This is a genomic window from Pelagibacterium sp. H642, assembly GCF_031202855.1.
Taxonomy (GTDB): Bacteria; Pseudomonadota; Alphaproteobacteria; order Rhizobiales; family Devosiaceae; genus Pelagibacterium.
Genome location: NZ_CP101829.1, coordinates 3,102,710 through 3,117,319 on the forward strand (window position 1 = coordinate 3,102,710; position 14,610 = coordinate 3,117,319).

The 14,610-nt window shown below is 60.7% G+C and carries 17 protein-coding genes and 2 tRNA genes; 13 read left to right on the forward strand and 6 right to left on the reverse strand.

All coding sequences use genetic code 11. The features are described 5' to 3' along the window. Nucleotides 1–6 precede the first annotated feature (6 nt). From NO934_RS15460 to NO934_RS15475, 4 genes are all read right to left on the reverse strand, one after another. Entirely contained in the window at nucleotides 7–552 is a 546-nt protein-coding gene (locus NO934_RS15460) for a hypothetical protein (protein WP_309160862.1), read from the reverse strand. 85 nt (nucleotides 553–637) lie between these two features. Further along, the gene (locus tag NO934_RS15465; protein WP_309160863.1) at nucleotides 638–1,063 is read right to left on the reverse strand and encodes a hypothetical protein; all 426 of its coding nucleotides are present in this window, start codon (nucleotides 1,061–1,063) and stop codon (nucleotides 638–640) included. Then, the gene (locus NO934_RS15470; RefSeq protein ID WP_309160864.1) at nucleotides 1,060–1,368 is read right to left on the reverse strand and encodes a hypothetical protein; all 309 of its coding nucleotides are present in this window, start codon (nucleotides 1,366–1,368) and stop codon (nucleotides 1,060–1,062) included. The genes NO934_RS15465 and NO934_RS15470 overlap by 4 nt, the downstream gene beginning before the upstream one ends. 304 nt (nucleotides 1,369–1,672) lie before the next feature. Then, nucleotides 1,673–1,972 (reverse strand): hypothetical protein, encoded by a 300-nt coding sequence (locus tag NO934_RS15475; RefSeq protein WP_309160865.1) that lies wholly within the window; start codon nucleotides 1,970–1,972, stop codon nucleotides 1,673–1,675. A gap of 103 nt (nucleotides 1,973–2,075) precedes the next feature. On the opposite strand from NO934_RS15475, the gene NO934_RS15480 reads away from it, so the two are divergent. From NO934_RS15480 to NO934_RS15495, 4 genes are all read left to right on the forward strand, one after another. Continuing rightward, the gene (locus NO934_RS15480; RefSeq protein WP_309160866.1) at nucleotides 2,076–2,771 is read left to right on the forward strand and encodes a hypothetical protein; all 696 of its coding nucleotides are present in this window, start codon (nucleotides 2,076–2,078) and stop codon (nucleotides 2,769–2,771) included. Between the two features lie 11 nt (nucleotides 2,772–2,782). After that, complete coding sequence (locus NO934_RS15485; RefSeq protein WP_309160867.1) at nucleotides 2,783–3,154, forward strand: hypothetical protein; 372 nt, start codon at nucleotides 2,783–2,785, stop codon at nucleotides 3,152–3,154. 38 nt (nucleotides 3,155–3,192) lie between these two features. Beyond that, complete coding sequence (locus NO934_RS15490; RefSeq protein WP_309160868.1) at nucleotides 3,193–3,579, forward strand: hypothetical protein; 387 nt, start codon at nucleotides 3,193–3,195, stop codon at nucleotides 3,577–3,579. 870 nt (nucleotides 3,580–4,449) lie between these two features. Continuing rightward, nucleotides 4,450–5,556, forward strand: a complete 1,107-nt coding sequence (locus tag NO934_RS15495; RefSeq protein ID WP_309160869.1) for an NADH:flavin oxidoreductase/NADH oxidase — start codon at nucleotides 4,450–4,452, stop codon at nucleotides 5,554–5,556. Nucleotides 5,557–5,560: 4 nt separating this feature from the next. Here the strand turns inward: NO934_RS15495 and NO934_RS15500 are convergent, their stop codons facing one another. Then, nucleotides 5,561–6,796, reverse strand: coding sequence for an ROK family transcriptional regulator (locus NO934_RS15500; RefSeq protein WP_309160870.1), 1,236 nt, complete (start codon nucleotides 6,794–6,796; stop codon nucleotides 5,561–5,563). Between the two features lie 229 nt (nucleotides 6,797–7,025). On the opposite strand from NO934_RS15500, the gene xylF reads away from it, so the two are divergent. From xylF to NO934_RS15530, 6 genes are all read left to right on the forward strand, one after another. After that, a complete protein-coding gene (gene xylF / locus NO934_RS15505; protein ID WP_309160872.1) occupies nucleotides 7,026–8,072 on the forward strand; it encodes a D-xylose ABC transporter substrate-binding protein in 1,047 nt (348 codons plus the stop codon). 72 nt (nucleotides 8,073–8,144) lie between these two features. Continuing rightward, the gene (locus NO934_RS15510; RefSeq protein ID WP_309160873.1) at nucleotides 8,145–9,458 is read left to right on the forward strand and encodes a sugar ABC transporter permease; all 1,314 of its coding nucleotides are present in this window, start codon (nucleotides 8,145–8,147) and stop codon (nucleotides 9,456–9,458) included. A 12-nt stretch (nucleotides 9,459–9,470) separates the two neighbouring features. Next, nucleotides 9,471–10,256 (forward strand): ATP-binding cassette domain-containing protein, encoded by a 786-nt coding sequence (locus NO934_RS15515; RefSeq protein WP_309160875.1) that lies wholly within the window; start codon nucleotides 9,471–9,473, stop codon nucleotides 10,254–10,256. 101 nt (nucleotides 10,257–10,357) lie between these two features. Further along, nucleotides 10,358–11,485 carry an S-(hydroxymethyl)glutathione dehydrogenase/class III alcohol dehydrogenase gene (locus NO934_RS15520; protein ID WP_309160876.1) on the forward strand — a complete coding sequence of 376 codons (1,128 nt, stop codon included), beginning with the start codon at nucleotides 10,358–10,360 and terminating at the stop codon, nucleotides 11,483–11,485. Then, the gene (locus NO934_RS15525; RefSeq protein WP_309163739.1) at nucleotides 11,482–11,949 is read left to right on the forward strand and encodes a YaiI/YqxD family protein; all 468 of its coding nucleotides are present in this window, start codon (nucleotides 11,482–11,484) and stop codon (nucleotides 11,947–11,949) included. Before NO934_RS15520 ends, NO934_RS15525 begins: the two co-directional genes overlap by 4 nt. 278 nt (nucleotides 11,950–12,227) lie before the next feature. Further along, entirely contained in the window at nucleotides 12,228–12,911 is a 684-nt protein-coding gene (locus tag NO934_RS15530; protein ID WP_309160877.1) for a polysaccharide deacetylase family protein, read from the forward strand. Nucleotides 12,912–12,916: 5 nt separating this feature from the next. Here NO934_RS15530 and rlmB read toward each other — a convergent pair whose 3' ends face one another. Further along, on the reverse strand, nucleotides 12,917–13,669 hold the full coding sequence (gene rlmB, locus NO934_RS15535) for a 23S rRNA (guanosine(2251)-2'-O)-methyltransferase RlmB (RefSeq protein ID WP_309160878.1): 753 nt from the start codon (nucleotides 13,667–13,669) through the stop codon (nucleotides 12,917–12,919). A gap of 179 nt (nucleotides 13,670–13,848) precedes the next feature. Between rlmB and NO934_RS15540 the strand changes: the two genes are divergently transcribed. The 3 genes from NO934_RS15540 to NO934_RS15550 all read left to right on the forward strand — a co-directional run bounded on the left by NO934_RS15540 (nucleotide 13,849) and on the right by NO934_RS15550 (nucleotide 14,586). Beyond that, nucleotides 13,849–13,933: transfer RNA gene (locus NO934_RS15540), tRNA-Tyr, on the forward strand. 54 nt (nucleotides 13,934–13,987) lie between these two features. Further along, nucleotides 13,988–14,061 (forward strand) — tRNA-Gly (locus NO934_RS15545). Between the two features lie 246 nt (nucleotides 14,062–14,307). Further along, a complete protein-coding gene (locus tag NO934_RS15550) occupies nucleotides 14,308–14,586 on the forward strand; it encodes a hypothetical protein (RefSeq protein WP_309160879.1) in 279 nt (92 codons plus the stop codon). Nucleotides 14,587–14,610: the final 24 nt, after the last annotated feature.

Sequence of the window (14,610 nt, forward strand, 5' to 3'; positions counted from 1 at the left end):
TGGATCTTAATCTTCGCTAGAAATCTGAGATTTCAAAAGTTCTTCGAGGATTGGGGATCGGGACTGATGCGAAGGGAAGCCGGCAGCGGCGGACATAAGGACTTCACGCCATTCGATGCAGTTCGCTGCGCGCATATCGATATCCTCCAAGGAGTATTTCGTTTGAGATTGGAAGTCAAATTCCCGCGGCTCCAAGGCGAGCACCTCTAAGTCACAGTCGTCTCCTGGTGCGAAGTGAGAATGTGCAAGCACGTTCCGGAAAGGGAGCGCCTTCCAAATGCCGTTAAGCGCATCAAGTATCTCGGATTGAGAGGGAGAACTTCTCGGTATCAACTGCTTAGCAATAATGCGGGCCGTATCAACCTTACTAGCCATCGGCATATGTCGTGAAATCACGAACTTGGCCACTCCATTTGCATGAAGACCTTTGGCTATGAACTCTGATAGCGGCCATTCGACCAACGCAAAGGCTTGTAGATAGCCGCCGACCATCGCACACGCTCGCGCGTTTGGGGGCAAACTACGCAGTGCAATCAGATCGAGATATGGCATCAGTCATCCCAAATTTGCTGTCCGCGCGCCGAGCATTCATCAGTTGCGGCAGGAACGATATTGCTCCCACGCGGAAACAGCATTCTCACTCACAGTCCGAAACGAAGGCTGCGACTTTGTTGATTGGCGCATCAAACTTGTTCTGCGTCCAGGCCAATTGACGGTTCTCGATGTCGAAGTGGTACGTTTCAGCAGTGACGCTGGACATCGTCAGCACAAGCACGCCCGTCGACGTCGGAAACCCAATTACTTCAAAGCCATCTGCTCGGGCCGAGCGGCCACCGACGGCATCTGTGTATACGATGTCGTACGCATCGCCATCCCGCAGAAGCATGATGCCCCCATCTGAAATTCCGTCTTCTGCCCATCCGCTTTGGTCTTCGGTAACAAGGCCAACGGCGGGGAAATAGGCGTAGCCAGAAGAAGCACCGCAGACCGCCAGTGTCTGTGCACTGGCTGCCTGGGTAAAGACTGCCAGTATCAACGAGATGAAACCAATTCTCTTAGTCATCTGATCCCCCAATCAATGGCCGGATGACACCACGATCCCGCCCCGCCGTAAAGCGGATCAGACAGGGCAGCTCTTGGTTTGAGCTCAGCCGCCCTGGGATCAACCTGGGCCCGGCGCCGCAACGTATATCCGTTGCGCTCGACCTCTTCGATTATGTCGCTGAGGTCCCAATCGGGTTCGATCTCGACCCGCTCCGGCTTGGCGGTATGTCGCAGCCATGCGGGCAGCCGGCTCCAGTTGTCGGTGAAGTAGTAGTTTTCATGCTTGAGCCGTCGCTCGGTCCAGCCTTCGCGAAAGCAGAACATCTTGGCCTCCTTACCGGCTGCCAAGGGTAGCACGACTGGAGGTGTTGTCACGAAAGAGAGGCCCGCTTGCGGCCGGGCCTCTCTCATGTGGGACATCTAGCTCGAGACTGGGGATATCGAGCCAGATACCTCATTGGCTCACGAACCCAGCGTCTCGGCAATTACATCATTGGATGGAGGGGCGAGCCGCCCATCGGAGGAGTAGGGGCAAGTGATGAGCGGCTCTAGGGTGCTTGCAACCAGGGGAGTTGCATCGGCCAAACGAGCGATCTGCCGGACAGTTGCCGCGATTCACATCTGACAGTCAGACACCAGATCGACGCCAGCCCGCAGCCCGAGCCTCGGCCTCCGAGCAGAACCAGCGCTCGCCGTATTCGGGCCTGATCTTGGTGGCTGCGTAATAGCGCTGGCCGGGCACATGGTAGATGCGCTCGCCAGATCCAATGCTGACGTTGCCCTTGATGTTGCACTCCCCGGAGAGCATCGCGATCGCCTGACCGGCAAGCGGCTCATCGCCCGAAAAGCCAAAGACCCCGGCAAAGCCCACGGCTCCTGCGACGGCAGCTATACCGACATTCGAGAGCAGTCCCTTAAACGCACGCATGGCGCACCTCCGAAGGTGTGAGCTTAGCGGCTCATCATCACCCGCCGGTGTGCGTGGCGGTGAGAGTTTTCATCAAATCCGAAACATCGACAAGGAGGCCACGATGGCCATGAACCGCAAGGCGTTCTACGACGCCCTGCGACCGACGCTTGGCGCGCTGACGCAGGCGAACGTCGTGGGCTTTGAACTCGTGCTCGATGAGGCTGCAAAGCGCCGCACGCCCATCCATGATCTGGCCTATATCCTCGCCACGGCCTGGTGGGAGAGCGGCAAGACCATGCAGCCGGTGCGGGAGGCGTATTGGTTGAGCGAGGACTGGCGACGGAAGAACCTGCGCTATTACCCGTTCTATGGACGTGGCCTCGTGCAGCTGACCTGGGAAGACAACTACCGCCGGGTAGGGGGCTTCTATGGCATCGACCTTGTCGGCCACCCCGACAAGGCCATGGAGCCCGCGCTGTCCGTCCGCATCCTGTTCGACGGCATGGAGCAGGGTTGGTTCACCGGCAAAGACCTCGATGACTACATCGACGGCATCGATGAGGACGACGACGAGGATCTGCGCGAATACGCCAATGCCCGCCGCATCGTGAACGGGACTGATCGCCAGATCGAGATCGGCCGGCTCGCTCTCATGTTTGAGGGAGCGCTGACCAGCGCCCGCTACTCCGCATCCATGCAGCCTGACGATCCGGGCGTCGAGCCGGGCGACCAAAGCCCCCGGCTCAGTCGGGGCGCAATCATCACCATCATCCTCGGGGTCGCCATTGCAGCGGCCCTTTTCTTTATCCTCCGCTGAAAGGACACGACATGCTCACGGGCATCTTCACGGCTATCAAGACCAACGCGGCGCTCGGCTGGATCGTGCGCCGCATCTTCGACTGGGGCGGCTGGTTGGCCGGCATCCTCGGTGGCCTGCTCACCCTATTCCTGCAGCTCGATACGCTTACCCAGTCAGCGATTATCACAGTGCTTCAGGGCAACTGGCAGGAGGTGACGCTGGGCAGTGCGTTCGGCTTTGCGGTCCTGGCCATCAATCAGTGGCGCTCCTGGCGCGCTACGGTGAGGCCGCAGGTGGTCACCAGCGACAAGAAGAAGATCGAGGTGCCTGTGCTCACCGAAGAGCAGGCGAGGGCGATCACGGGCTATGAGGGTCCGATTGCGGACCGCTCCAAGAGCTGATCCCGCCTACCGACCACACCAGCACATGACGGGGCCCAATGGCTGACGATACGACACAGCGCGACATCGGTCGCATCGAAGGGCGTCTCGATGGGTTGGACGACAAGCTCGACTCCATCGAACGCCTGCTCAAGGAACAGAACGTCGCCTCGAGCGAAAGCCGGAAGGCGCTTTACGAGCGGGTAGGGGCCATCGAGACGGACATCAAGATCAGTGCCGGCATCGATGCCCAAGTCCGAGCGAGGCTGGACAGCTTTGACGAACGATTGACCAAGGACGTCATGCCGACCATCAACGAAGTCCAGCGCTGGAAGGTGGCCGGCGTGACGGTGATCGCAATGGCGGGGTTTGCCGGGGCAGGCATCGCCTGGTTCGCCAATTGGGCTTGGGACGTGATTGTCAGCAAGTGGAACGGCGCGCCATAAGTGGCGAGGCTTGGGGCACAAACTATGGGGGGGAGGGACCCAAGCCTCGCCGTGAGCGCCTACCTTCGGGAAGCTCAGCGCTCGCCCGGACCACTACCAACTCGGTGCCGTCTCTTAAACGGGTCATTGGTCAGTGTGGCAGCACGTCGCAGGACGCCTACCGCTTCCAAACCTCTCGATACCTGAGCAGCTTCAATAGCCCTTCCGGGTCGCTCTCGGCCTTGGCCTCAAACGCGGCCCTTATCCTCTCCAGCGCATCCTCTCGCGTCCTTACCACCCCGCTATCAATCCCTGACCATACGGTGGTCCATTGCCATTGGTCTTTCTCTGGCCCGGCTGGGATATGGGTGACCCTCCCCACCTCAATGCCATCGCGAAACACCATGCGATCTGTGTCGCGGTGTTCTGGCTCATCTGGCCATGTGGGGCGGTGTGTCCATGTGGGCATGAACGGATGATAGAGCGGCGGGGAAGGGCTGCACAAGACAGGGCCATACGTGCTCAGCGGAGGCTCAGGGAGCGGCGAAAAGGCGTCAGCCGACCTGTGGTGCCGGAAGGTGGAAACGGCGCCCTGAGAGGGCATCTCGGAGCCGTAGAATTTGGTTTCCAATTCACGGTCTGTTCTCGGTGATTTTGGGGTCTTCTTTCGGGCCCGTTGGAAACCACATCGCAGCATTTCCGGGCCTAAGAGGGCGAACCACACTCTTTGTAATCAGAGGGTCGCGGGTTCAAGTCCTGCTGCCGGCACCAATCCCTCGGAAACCGCCCGCCTTCGATCGTTCACCAACATGTGTGAGCATGGCTCTTCGTGCCTTGCATTGCGGGCGCTAAGGGTCTTGGCTCGATTTAAGCATAGCAGGGAATTGATTCATGGCCGGGCCAAAACTATTTGAACCGATCACCGTCGGCGGCAAGGAACTCGTCAACCGCATCGTCATCGCACCCATGTGCCAATATTCGGCAGTCGATGGGCAGATGAACGACTGGCATCTCATCCATCTCGGACAACTGGCCATGTCGGGCGCGGCGCTGCTGACCATCGAGGCGACTGCCGTTACGCCCGAAGGGCGCATCACTTACGCTGACGTCGGACTTTATGATGACGCCACCGAAGCTGCGATGAAGCGGGTTATCGACGGAATCCGGCGCTGGTCGGACATGCCGATCGCGATTCAGCTCGCCCATGCGGGCCGCAAGGCGAGCACGGAGGTGCCCTGGAAGGGCGGGGCCCAGTTGCCGCCCGATGATTCTCACGGTTGGCAGACGGAATCGGTCTCCGCCTTGCCCTTCCTTCCGAGCGAAAACGCTCCTACCGCCTTGAGCAAGGCCGATCTGGTCCGCATCCGGGACGCGTTTGCCGATTCCGCCCGCCGGTCGGCGCGCATCGGGCTCGATGCCATCCAGATCCATGCCGCCCATGGCTATCTCCTGCATCAATTCCTTTCGCCGCTCTCCAACAAGCGCGACGATGAATATGGCGGATCACTGGAAAACCGGCTGAGATTCCCGCTCGAAGTTTTCGATGCCGTGCGCGCGGCGTTTCCTGCCGATAAGCCCGTAACCGTGCGTGTTTCGGGCACCGATTGGGTGGAAGGCGGCTGGGACGCCGCGCAGACGGTGGCTTTTGCAAGGGCACTCGAGGAGCGCGGTTGCGACGGCATCCATGTCTCGAGCGGCGGGCTCGACGCCAGGCAGAAGATTCCAGTCGGTCCGAGCTATCAGGTTCCGCTGGCGCGGCAGGTCAAGGCGGCCGTCTCCATGCCGGTGGTGGCCGTGGGGCTGATCACCTCAGCGGAGCAGGCCGAGGCTATCGTTGCCACAGGCGATGCGGATATGATCGCGGTTGCCCGCACCGTGCTCTACGATCCGCACTGGCCATGGCGCGTGGCTGCTGCGCTCGGCGCCCAGGTCAAGGCGCCGCCGCAATACTGGCGCTCGGCACCGCGTCAATCGCCGGATTTGTTCATCAAGGATTGACGTTCTACTCGGCCGAACGCCGGACGGGCGGAGCGACGACACGGCTGGCGAAAGCTTGATCGATTTCGGTCAGCGTTTTCATCATTAATCCCCGATAGATTGGCTCCCCCGCATCGGCCACCCGCGTGATGGGAGGGAGCCCCCGGATCTTGCCCATCAGCGAGGCGGTCGCGCCTTCGGCGATGCCCGGTTCGATCAGGTCGTAGGCGGCGGTCGTGGGGCCGAGCAGGACGATCCTGTCGATCCCGATGATCGAGATCAGGCGGTTGATGCCATAACCGATCGCCTGTCCCGCACTGGTGAAGGCGCGGCGTGCGTTGCGCTCACCCTGCCGGGCCCGCATCGCCAGCTGCTGAAAATCGGCAGCAGGGACTGAACTCGCCGGCGTTGCCTGTTCGGGAACCGAATAGGCGGCGCGCAGAATGGCGTAATCGGCCGCATACGCTTCGATGCAGCCGCGTGCCCCGCAGCGACACAGGGCACCGCCCGGTACGTGCACCATGTGCCCGAACTCGGTGCCCAGATCGGTCTCGGGCCGGCCGTTGGGGAAAGTTAGGCCCATTCCGATCGTCGAACCGATGTGGATGGTCGCCACCGTTCCCGAATCGAGCGTTGGGTCCAGCCAGCGCATGCCGTCGGCCATCAGCCGCCCACGCTTGAAAAGCTGCGCGCTGAGCCCAAGGCGACGATGGATGGGACCGATGATGTCATGTCCGGCGAGGTGCGCAATAGGCGACCATTTAAGGCTGGCGCCGGCGGAATCGAGGATGCCCTGCACCGAAATCGACACGGCGTGGATGGCATTGGCGATGTCGGCATTGCGGCCGATCATCATACCGATCCGCTCCACGAAATAGACAGCCGGTGGCGTTCGCGCAAAGAGGGCAGGGTCAACGGTGGTTTCGACCCGATCCACCAAAACACCGGAATAATCGATAAGCGAAAGGCGGCAGCGGTTCACGTCGATCTCGATAAGCAGAACGAAACCTGCATCGCGATTGTGCGCCAGGCGGACGCCAGGCCGCCCCCGTGATTTGGCGCCGGTCGCAGGCTCGGCAAGTTCGACGACAATGCCGTCAGCCACCAGCTCTGCGGCGATGGCCGTTAGCGTTGCGTTGGATAACCCCGTCGCTGTGGCGACCTGGGAACGCGACAACGGGCCGTGCCGGCGCAAAGTATCCAGCACGAGCTGCCGGTTCTGACGCCGGATCATCTCGGTATCCGCAACGCCCTGCGCCACGGTGGCCTCCCAATATTCTGACCGCGCCCCCTTTTAGGGAATGCCGGTTCCAACTTGCACGCGTTTTTGCCGCGGCGCGCGAATGGACGTTGACACAGCATTCGCTGCGTGCCAATTATTTTTTCGGGTATTGAAAAATATCCAGTCGGGGCCCGGGAGGCGCTCCGTAGGAGGCATAAAATCCATCACTGTGGTTGGGCGGGGCTGGTGTACCCGCAGGAGGAGAATCATGAGGAATCTTGCAGCGGCCCTTTTGGGCACGACTGTTCTTTTCACCTTGGCCGGGGGCGCGCTGGCTCAGGACGATGGCGTTGTTGTCGGCGTATCCTGGTCCAATTTCCAGGAAGAGCGGTGGAGGACCGACGAAGCGGCTATTCAGGCCAAGCTTGAGGAATTGGGCGCCACTTACATCTCGGCCGATGCGCAATCATCGGCATCCAAGCAACTTACCGACATCGAAAGCCTGATCGCACAGGGTGCCGATGCCCTGATCGTGCTGGCGCAAGACTCAGACGCTATCCAACCGGCCATTTCCGCGGCCGTGGCTGAAGGCATTCCGGTAGTCGGCTATGATCGCCTGATCGAAAATCCGGATGCCTTCTACCTTACCTTCGACAACACCGAAGTCGGCCGCATCCAGGCCCGTGAAGTCCAAGCCGTCGCACCGACCGGCAACTATGTGTTCATCAAGGGCTCGAGCACCGATCCCAACGCCGACTTCCTGTTTGCCGGCGCCATGGAGGTTCTCCAGCCGGCAATCGACGCCGGCGATATCGTCAACGTTGGCGAAGCCTATACCGATGGGTGGCTTCCCGAGAACGCCCAGGCCAATATGGAACAGTTCCTTACGGCCAACAACAACGAGGTCGATGCCGTGGTCGCCGCCAATGATGGTACCGCGGGTGGCGCCATCGCTGCGCTGGCGGCGCAGGGTCTCGATGGTTCGGTGCCCGTCTCCGGGCAGGATGCCGACCATGCGGCGCTCAACCGTGTTGCGCTGGGCACACAGACGGTTTCAGTCTGGAAGGACAGCCGTGAACTGGGCGCTGCTGCCGCGGAGATCGCGGTCGAGTTGGCTGAGGGCGCCGCGCTCACCGATATTGAAGGTGCGGTCATGTTCAATGGTGGTCCGAACGGCGTCGAAATGACATCGCGGTTCCTCGCGCCCGTGGCCATCACCCAGGAAAATCTCGATGTCGTCATTGACGCGGGCTGGGTGAGCCAGGACGTGGTTTGCCAGGGCGTCGAAGCCGGTACCGTCGCTGCTTGCGACTAAGTTGTCCTGAACTCTGAACGCGGTCGCGGTGCATTCGTGCACCGCGACCGCTCAATCCTTTGGGGGAGAGCAATGGCCGATCAGAACGCCATGTCGTCATCCAACACGCCGGCCTTTTCGGTAGGCACGCCCGTCCGGCGGTTCATGAGCGCTACAGAAATCGATACACGCCTCTTGGGTATGGTCGGCGCGCTACTCCTGATTTGGATGGGCTTTCACTTCCTTTCTGGCGGATTGTTTCTGACGCCTCGGAACCTTTGGAATCTATCGGTGCAGACCGCTTCGATCTCCATCATGGCGACCGGCATGGTGCTTGTGATCGTCACCCGGAACATCGATCTTTCCGTGGGCTCGCTTCTGGGCATTATCGCCATGGTCATGGGCGTGACGCAGGCCGAATACTTGCCGGCCATGCTTGGCTTCGGGCACCCGTTCATCTGGGCGATAACGCTTGCCATCGGGCTTGCCTGCGGGCTGGTGATCGGTGCGCTGCAGGGCAGTATCATCGCCTATCTCAAGGTGCCGGCCTTCATCGTGACACTCGGCGGCTATCTCGTCTGGCGCGGAGCGGCCTGGTGGGTGACCTCGGGACGGACTGTGGCACCTCTCGACTCGCGCTTCCGTTTGATGGGCGGTGGCCCTGAAGGAGCGGTCGGCTACACAGTGAGCTGGATTTTGGCGATCATTGCCTGCATCGCCATCGGCGCCTATCTGCTTTATGCCCGCCAGCAACGCAAACGATTCAACTTTCCGCAGCGACCGGTTTGGGCCGAAGGCGTTCTCGCGCTGCTGGGCTGCGGCGCGGTGATCGGTGCCGTGCTTGTCTTCAACGCCTATCCCTGGCCGATCCGTATCGCCGAGAACTACGCCAACGCAAATGGAATCCCGGTTCCCGAAGGCGGGCTGTTCATCTCGCACGGCATCGCCATTCCGGTGCTGATCGCTGTCGCGGTCGGCGTGGTGATGACCTTCATCGCGACCCGCACGCGGTTCGGTCGCTACGTCTTTGCCATGGGCGGCAACCCGGAAGCGGCGGAGCTTGCAGGCATCAACACCCGCTGGGTGACGGTCAAGATCTTCATGCTCATGGGCGTGCTCTGCGCTATCGCGGCTTCGATCTCATCGGCCCGTCTTAACGCGGCGACCAACGCCATGGGCACGCTCGACGAGCTCTACGTCATTGCCGCGGCGGTGATCGGGGGCACATCGCTCTCGGGAGGCGTCGGAACCATTGTGGGCGCGATGATCGGCGCGCTGGTCATGCAGTCGCTGCAGTCCGGCATGGTGCTGATGGGGCTCGACAGCCCGCTGCAGTCGATCGTGGTGGGTATCGTTCTGGTGGTGGCGGTCTGGCTCGACACGCTCTACCGCAACCGGGCGCAGTAAGGATCTATCGGGATGAACCAACACGCAAACGTTCCACTCGTCGAGCTCGAAGATATTTCCATCGCGTTCGGCGGCATCAGGGCGGTCGACGGGGCATCGATCGATCTTTACCCCGGTGAGGTCGTCGGCCTTCTGGGGCACAACGGCGCCGGCAAATCGACGCTGATCAAGATTCTCTCGGGCGCCTATAAGCGCGACAGCGGCGATATCCGTATCGATGGGCAGGATGCCACGATCAACAATCCCCGCGATGCCAAAGCCTATGGCATCGAGACGATCTACCAGACGCTCGCCGTCGCTGATAATGTCGATGCCGCTGCCAATCTTTTCCTCGGTCGGGAATTGACCACTGCCATCGGCACACTCGACGACGTGGCGATGGAGGCCAAGGCGCGCGAGGTGATGGGGCGACTGAACCCCAATTTCCGCCGCTTCAAGGAGCCTTTCAAAGCGCTCTCGGGCGGACAGCGGCAATCGGTGGCGATCGCACGCGCGATCCTATTCAACGCCCGTATCCTGATCATGGACGAACCGACCGCGGCCCTAGGCCCACAAGAGACGGCGCAAGTGGGCGATCTCATTCGGCAGCTCAAATCGGAAGGCATCGGCATCTTCCTCATCAGCCACGACATCCACGATGTGTTCGATCTGGCAGACCGCGTTTGCGTGATGAAGAATGGCCAGGTGGTGGGAACGGCCAAAACTGCCGATGTCACCAAGGATGAGGTGCTCGGGATGATCATCATGGGCAAATGCCCGCCTGGGGCGGTTCCAGGACCGGGCGCAATGAAGGAATAGCAAGCGGGCGCTTCGGCGCCCGTTTTTGTATCGGGCATTGCCCCATGAGATGCGCTTATGCCACCTTCTTTTCCCCTACATGAATCATACGGAGGCGGGAGATGAAAACGAAAGCGGCGGTGGCATTCGAAGCAGGCAAGCCGCTCGAAATCGTCGAGCTCGACCTTGAAGGACCCAAGGCGGGCGAGGTGCTCGTCGAGATCAAGGCGACCGGGATCTGCCACACAGACGATTTCACGCTGTCCGGGGCCGATCCCGAAGGGTTGTTTCCCTCAGTGCTCGGCCATGAAGGCGCCGGTGTCGTTGTCGAAGTGGGACCGGGCGTGACTAGCGTCAAGCCCGGTGATCACGTCATCCCGCTCTATACGCCAGAGTGCCGTGAATGTCCTTCCTGCCTCTCGCGCAAGACCAATCTGTGCACGGCCATACGCGCCACCCAAGGCCAGGGGCTCATGCCCGATGGCACGACGCGGTTCTCGTATAAGGGGCAGCCGATATTCCATTACATGGGCTGCTCCACCTTTTCGAACTACACCGTGATGCCCGAGATCGCGGTCGCCAAGATCGATGCGTCCGCCCCGTTCGACAAGGTTTGCTATGTGGGCTGCGGTGTCACCACCGGCGTGGGCGCAGTGATCAACACGGCCCAGGTGGAGCAAGGCGCGACAGCGGTTGTTTTCGGCCTTGGTGGCATCGGCCTCAATGTCATCCAGGGCCTGCGCCTCGCCGGCGCGGACATGATCATCGGCGTTGATCTCAACAACGCCAAGAAGGAATGGGGCGAGCGGTTCGGCATGACCCATTTCGTCAATCCGCGCGAAATCGAGGGTGACGTCGTCTCGCATCTCGTCAACATGACCAAGCGGGGCGCCGACCAGATCGGCGGCGCTGATTACACCTTCGATTGTACGGGTAACGTCACTGTCATGCGCCAGGCGTTGGAAGCCAGCCATCGCGGCTGGGGCAAGTCGATCATCATCGGCGTTGCCGGCGCAGGACAGGAGATCTCCACGCGTCCGTTCCAGCTCGTCACCGGCCGTACCTGGATGGGCACGGCCTTCGGCGGCGCGAGAGGGCGCACCGACGTGCCGAAAATCGTTGATTGGTACATGGCGGGCAAGATCGAAATCGACCCGATGATTACCCATACTCTGCGGCTCGAGGATATCAACAGAGGGTTCGAGCTCATGCATTCGGGCGGATCCATCCGCTCTGTGGTGCTCTACTGACGGTGCCTGAAATCTACGTCGATGCCGATGCCTGCCCGGTCAAGGCCGAAGTCGTCCGCGTAGCCGAGCGGCACGGTGTCGTCGTCACCTTTGTCGCCAATTTCGGTCTCCGGCCATCGCGTGATCCAATGATCCGCCACGTCATGGTGCCGCAAGGCGCCGATGCGGCCGACGATTGGATCGTCGAACACGCCAAGGCCGGAGACATCGTCATTACAGCTGATATCCCATTGGCCTCGCGGTCGCTGGAAAAGGGCGTGCATGTGCTCGGTCCCACCGGAAGGGCATTCACACCCGATTCCATCGGAATGGCTCTGGCCATGCGCGAGTTGAACCAGCACTTGAGGGAAACAGGCGAAAGCAAGGGGTATAACAAGGAATACACCCAGCGCGACCGCTCAAGCTTTCTGCAGGCGCTCGATGAGCTTCTGGTGCGAGCAAAGCGGTCCGATGCTCAGAAGTAACTGTTCGTTAAGCATAAATTTGGCGCAAGAGAAGGTGTTGTTAACCATAATCGTCGCAGGCTCTCGATCAGGGGAAACGCTTTGGCCGGGTGCTTGTGGTGGTGCGTACGATATGTCTCTTGGCGATTACCGCCGGATTGCTCGCGGGCTGCGCCAAGCCTCCGCAAACGCAAGATAGCCTGCTTGCGCTCGCTCCCATCGATAGAACGACCACCGGGGCAATCTCGCCGATGGCGACATTCAACGCGTCATATCAGCCGATGCCGGGGCAGCCGTCCATGTCTCTCGCTGGCCGGACACTGACCGTAGGGGCGACCGAACAGATCGTCCTTGAGCCGGGCGAAGTCGTGCTCACCTTCGATGATGGACCGCGTCCAGGCAAGACCGACTCCATTCTTAATACGCTTGACCAGTTCGGCGTCAAGGCGACCTTCCTGATGCTCGGATCAGCAGCGGAGCGCCATCCGGGCCTCGCACTGGAGGTTGCGGAACGCGGCCATACAATCGGCACGCACACATACGACCATGTAGACCTTTCTACACTTGGGCCGACCCAAGCAGTGGCGGAAATCTATGCCGGCCAGCAAGCCGTCGCTGCGGCTCTGGCGCCAGCAGATCTGGTTCCTTCGCGCTTTTTCCGATTTCCTTATCTGGCGCAGACCGGCCTGATCCGCACCAGTGTCGTCGACAGCAGCTTTATCGTCCTGGACGTCGACATCGATTCCAAGGACTATTATTCCGAAACGCCCCGACAGGTGCTCGACCGTACACTTTCGCGCCTTGATGCGCGCGGGTCGGGTGTCGTGCTCTTCCACGACATCCATATGCGGACCGCGTTGATGCTGCCGGAGTTTCTGAAGGCGCTGCGCGATAGGGGCTATAGTGTGGTCAACCTGCGCACGACCGGAGGAGGGGTGTTCGACACGCCCCTGGTAACTGCCGAGGCTTCACCGGAGGCATAATCTCTCTAGCCCGCAGTGGCTGCGAACAGTGCGATCGCCGCCGCGTTGGATACGTTGAGTGATTTGATGGGGCCGGGCATGTCGAGCCGGACCATCTCGTCGCAGAGCGTGCGGGTCTTTTGTCGCAACCCCTTGCCTTCGGCCCCGAGTACGATTGCGAGTTTGCCGCCGGGCGGTCGTGGGCGGAGCACGGCGGGAGCCTCGGAATCGAAACCCAGGCACACCATGCTCCGACTTTTGAGCGTTTCCAGGGTTTCGCCCAAATTACGCACGGACACCAGCGGAATGAGATCGAGTGCGCCCGAGGCCGACTTGGCCATCACGCCCGTCTCGCGCGGTGCATAGCGGGCCGTGGTGATCACGGCATCAGCGCCGAAGGCGCAGGCGGTGCGCAGAATGGCGCCGACATTGTGTGGGTCGGTGACCTGATCGAGAACGATTACGAGGTCCAGCTTTTGGAGATTATCGAGCCCGAATCGATCCACGGGATCGACTTCCAATGCCACGCCTTGATGCACTGCATCGGCGCCGAGCAGCCGGTCGAGATCGCGCGGGGTGGTTTCCTCCACCGTCAAATCGGGGAGAGGCACGCCTTCCGTCAATCGGTTGAAACCGTTGGGGGTGGCCAAAAGCCGCCGCTTGATCCGCCGCGGGTTGTCGAGTGCCGCGCGGACCGTGTGCAGGCCATAAAGATAGACCGGTCCATCATCGGGCAGGATCGGGGCGCGCTTCTTGGGTGGAAACTTGTTCTTGCTCATGACTGATGGCGTATCGGTTTGCCACGCGCCGGGCAAGCGGCAAGCGTAGCGGTGAAACTCATGAAATTTCCTATGTCAGGCAGTTGACAGGAGAGGGCGCTACCACCATAAACCGCCCCGTGATGGTGCTCGGCAACGAATGTCATCATGATACCTCGCTTCGCCGATGTCACGATTGGGGAGGGGTGGGAGAGTGGTTAAATCCATCAGACTGTAAATCTGACGCCTTAGGCTACGCTGGTTCGAATCCAGCCCCCTCCACCAAAATCGTGCTTGCCCAAAAGGGCCCGAACGGACAGATTGGCGAGACACCCTCGGGCGGGTGTAGCTCAATGGTAGAGCAGAAGCCTTCCAAGCTTACGACGAGGGTTCGATTCCCTTCACCCGCTCCATTTTCTGCTGTTAACCGAACTCGCGGACTTAAATCGTTCTTTGTAACGACGATATGTGTCGCATTCTGTAAGCAGGGGCGTTCGCTCGGAGCGCATCGGGCGCCCGGGCCAATCACAGCATCATTCAGTGCTGACTTCCGGCCTTGCGTATTTACCTTCGCGATTTTGCAGAGGCCCCATGGGATCATGCCTACGAGAAATTGACATTCTCCAAAATGCTAGGATACTAGGACGCAGGAGGAGAGTATGTGGCGCGAAGATCTCGAGAGTACCGTGCAGGCGGATCAGAATGATCACCTGCGTATCGTGGTGAAGATATCGATGGCGGTGAGTGCTGGAGCTACGTCCATCAGCCTCGGGGTTCATTTGCTCGGATGGGACGGCGCATGGTCCGGCCTGGGCATGTCATGCGCTGTCACCGCTGCCATTGGAGCGTTCGCCTTGGCCTACCTCGCAGCCGAACCAACCGGGAAAGCGGCTGAAATTGCGGCCGCAAAACTTCAATCAGGCAGGACCAGCAGCTAATGGCACTGACACAACCCTTTGACG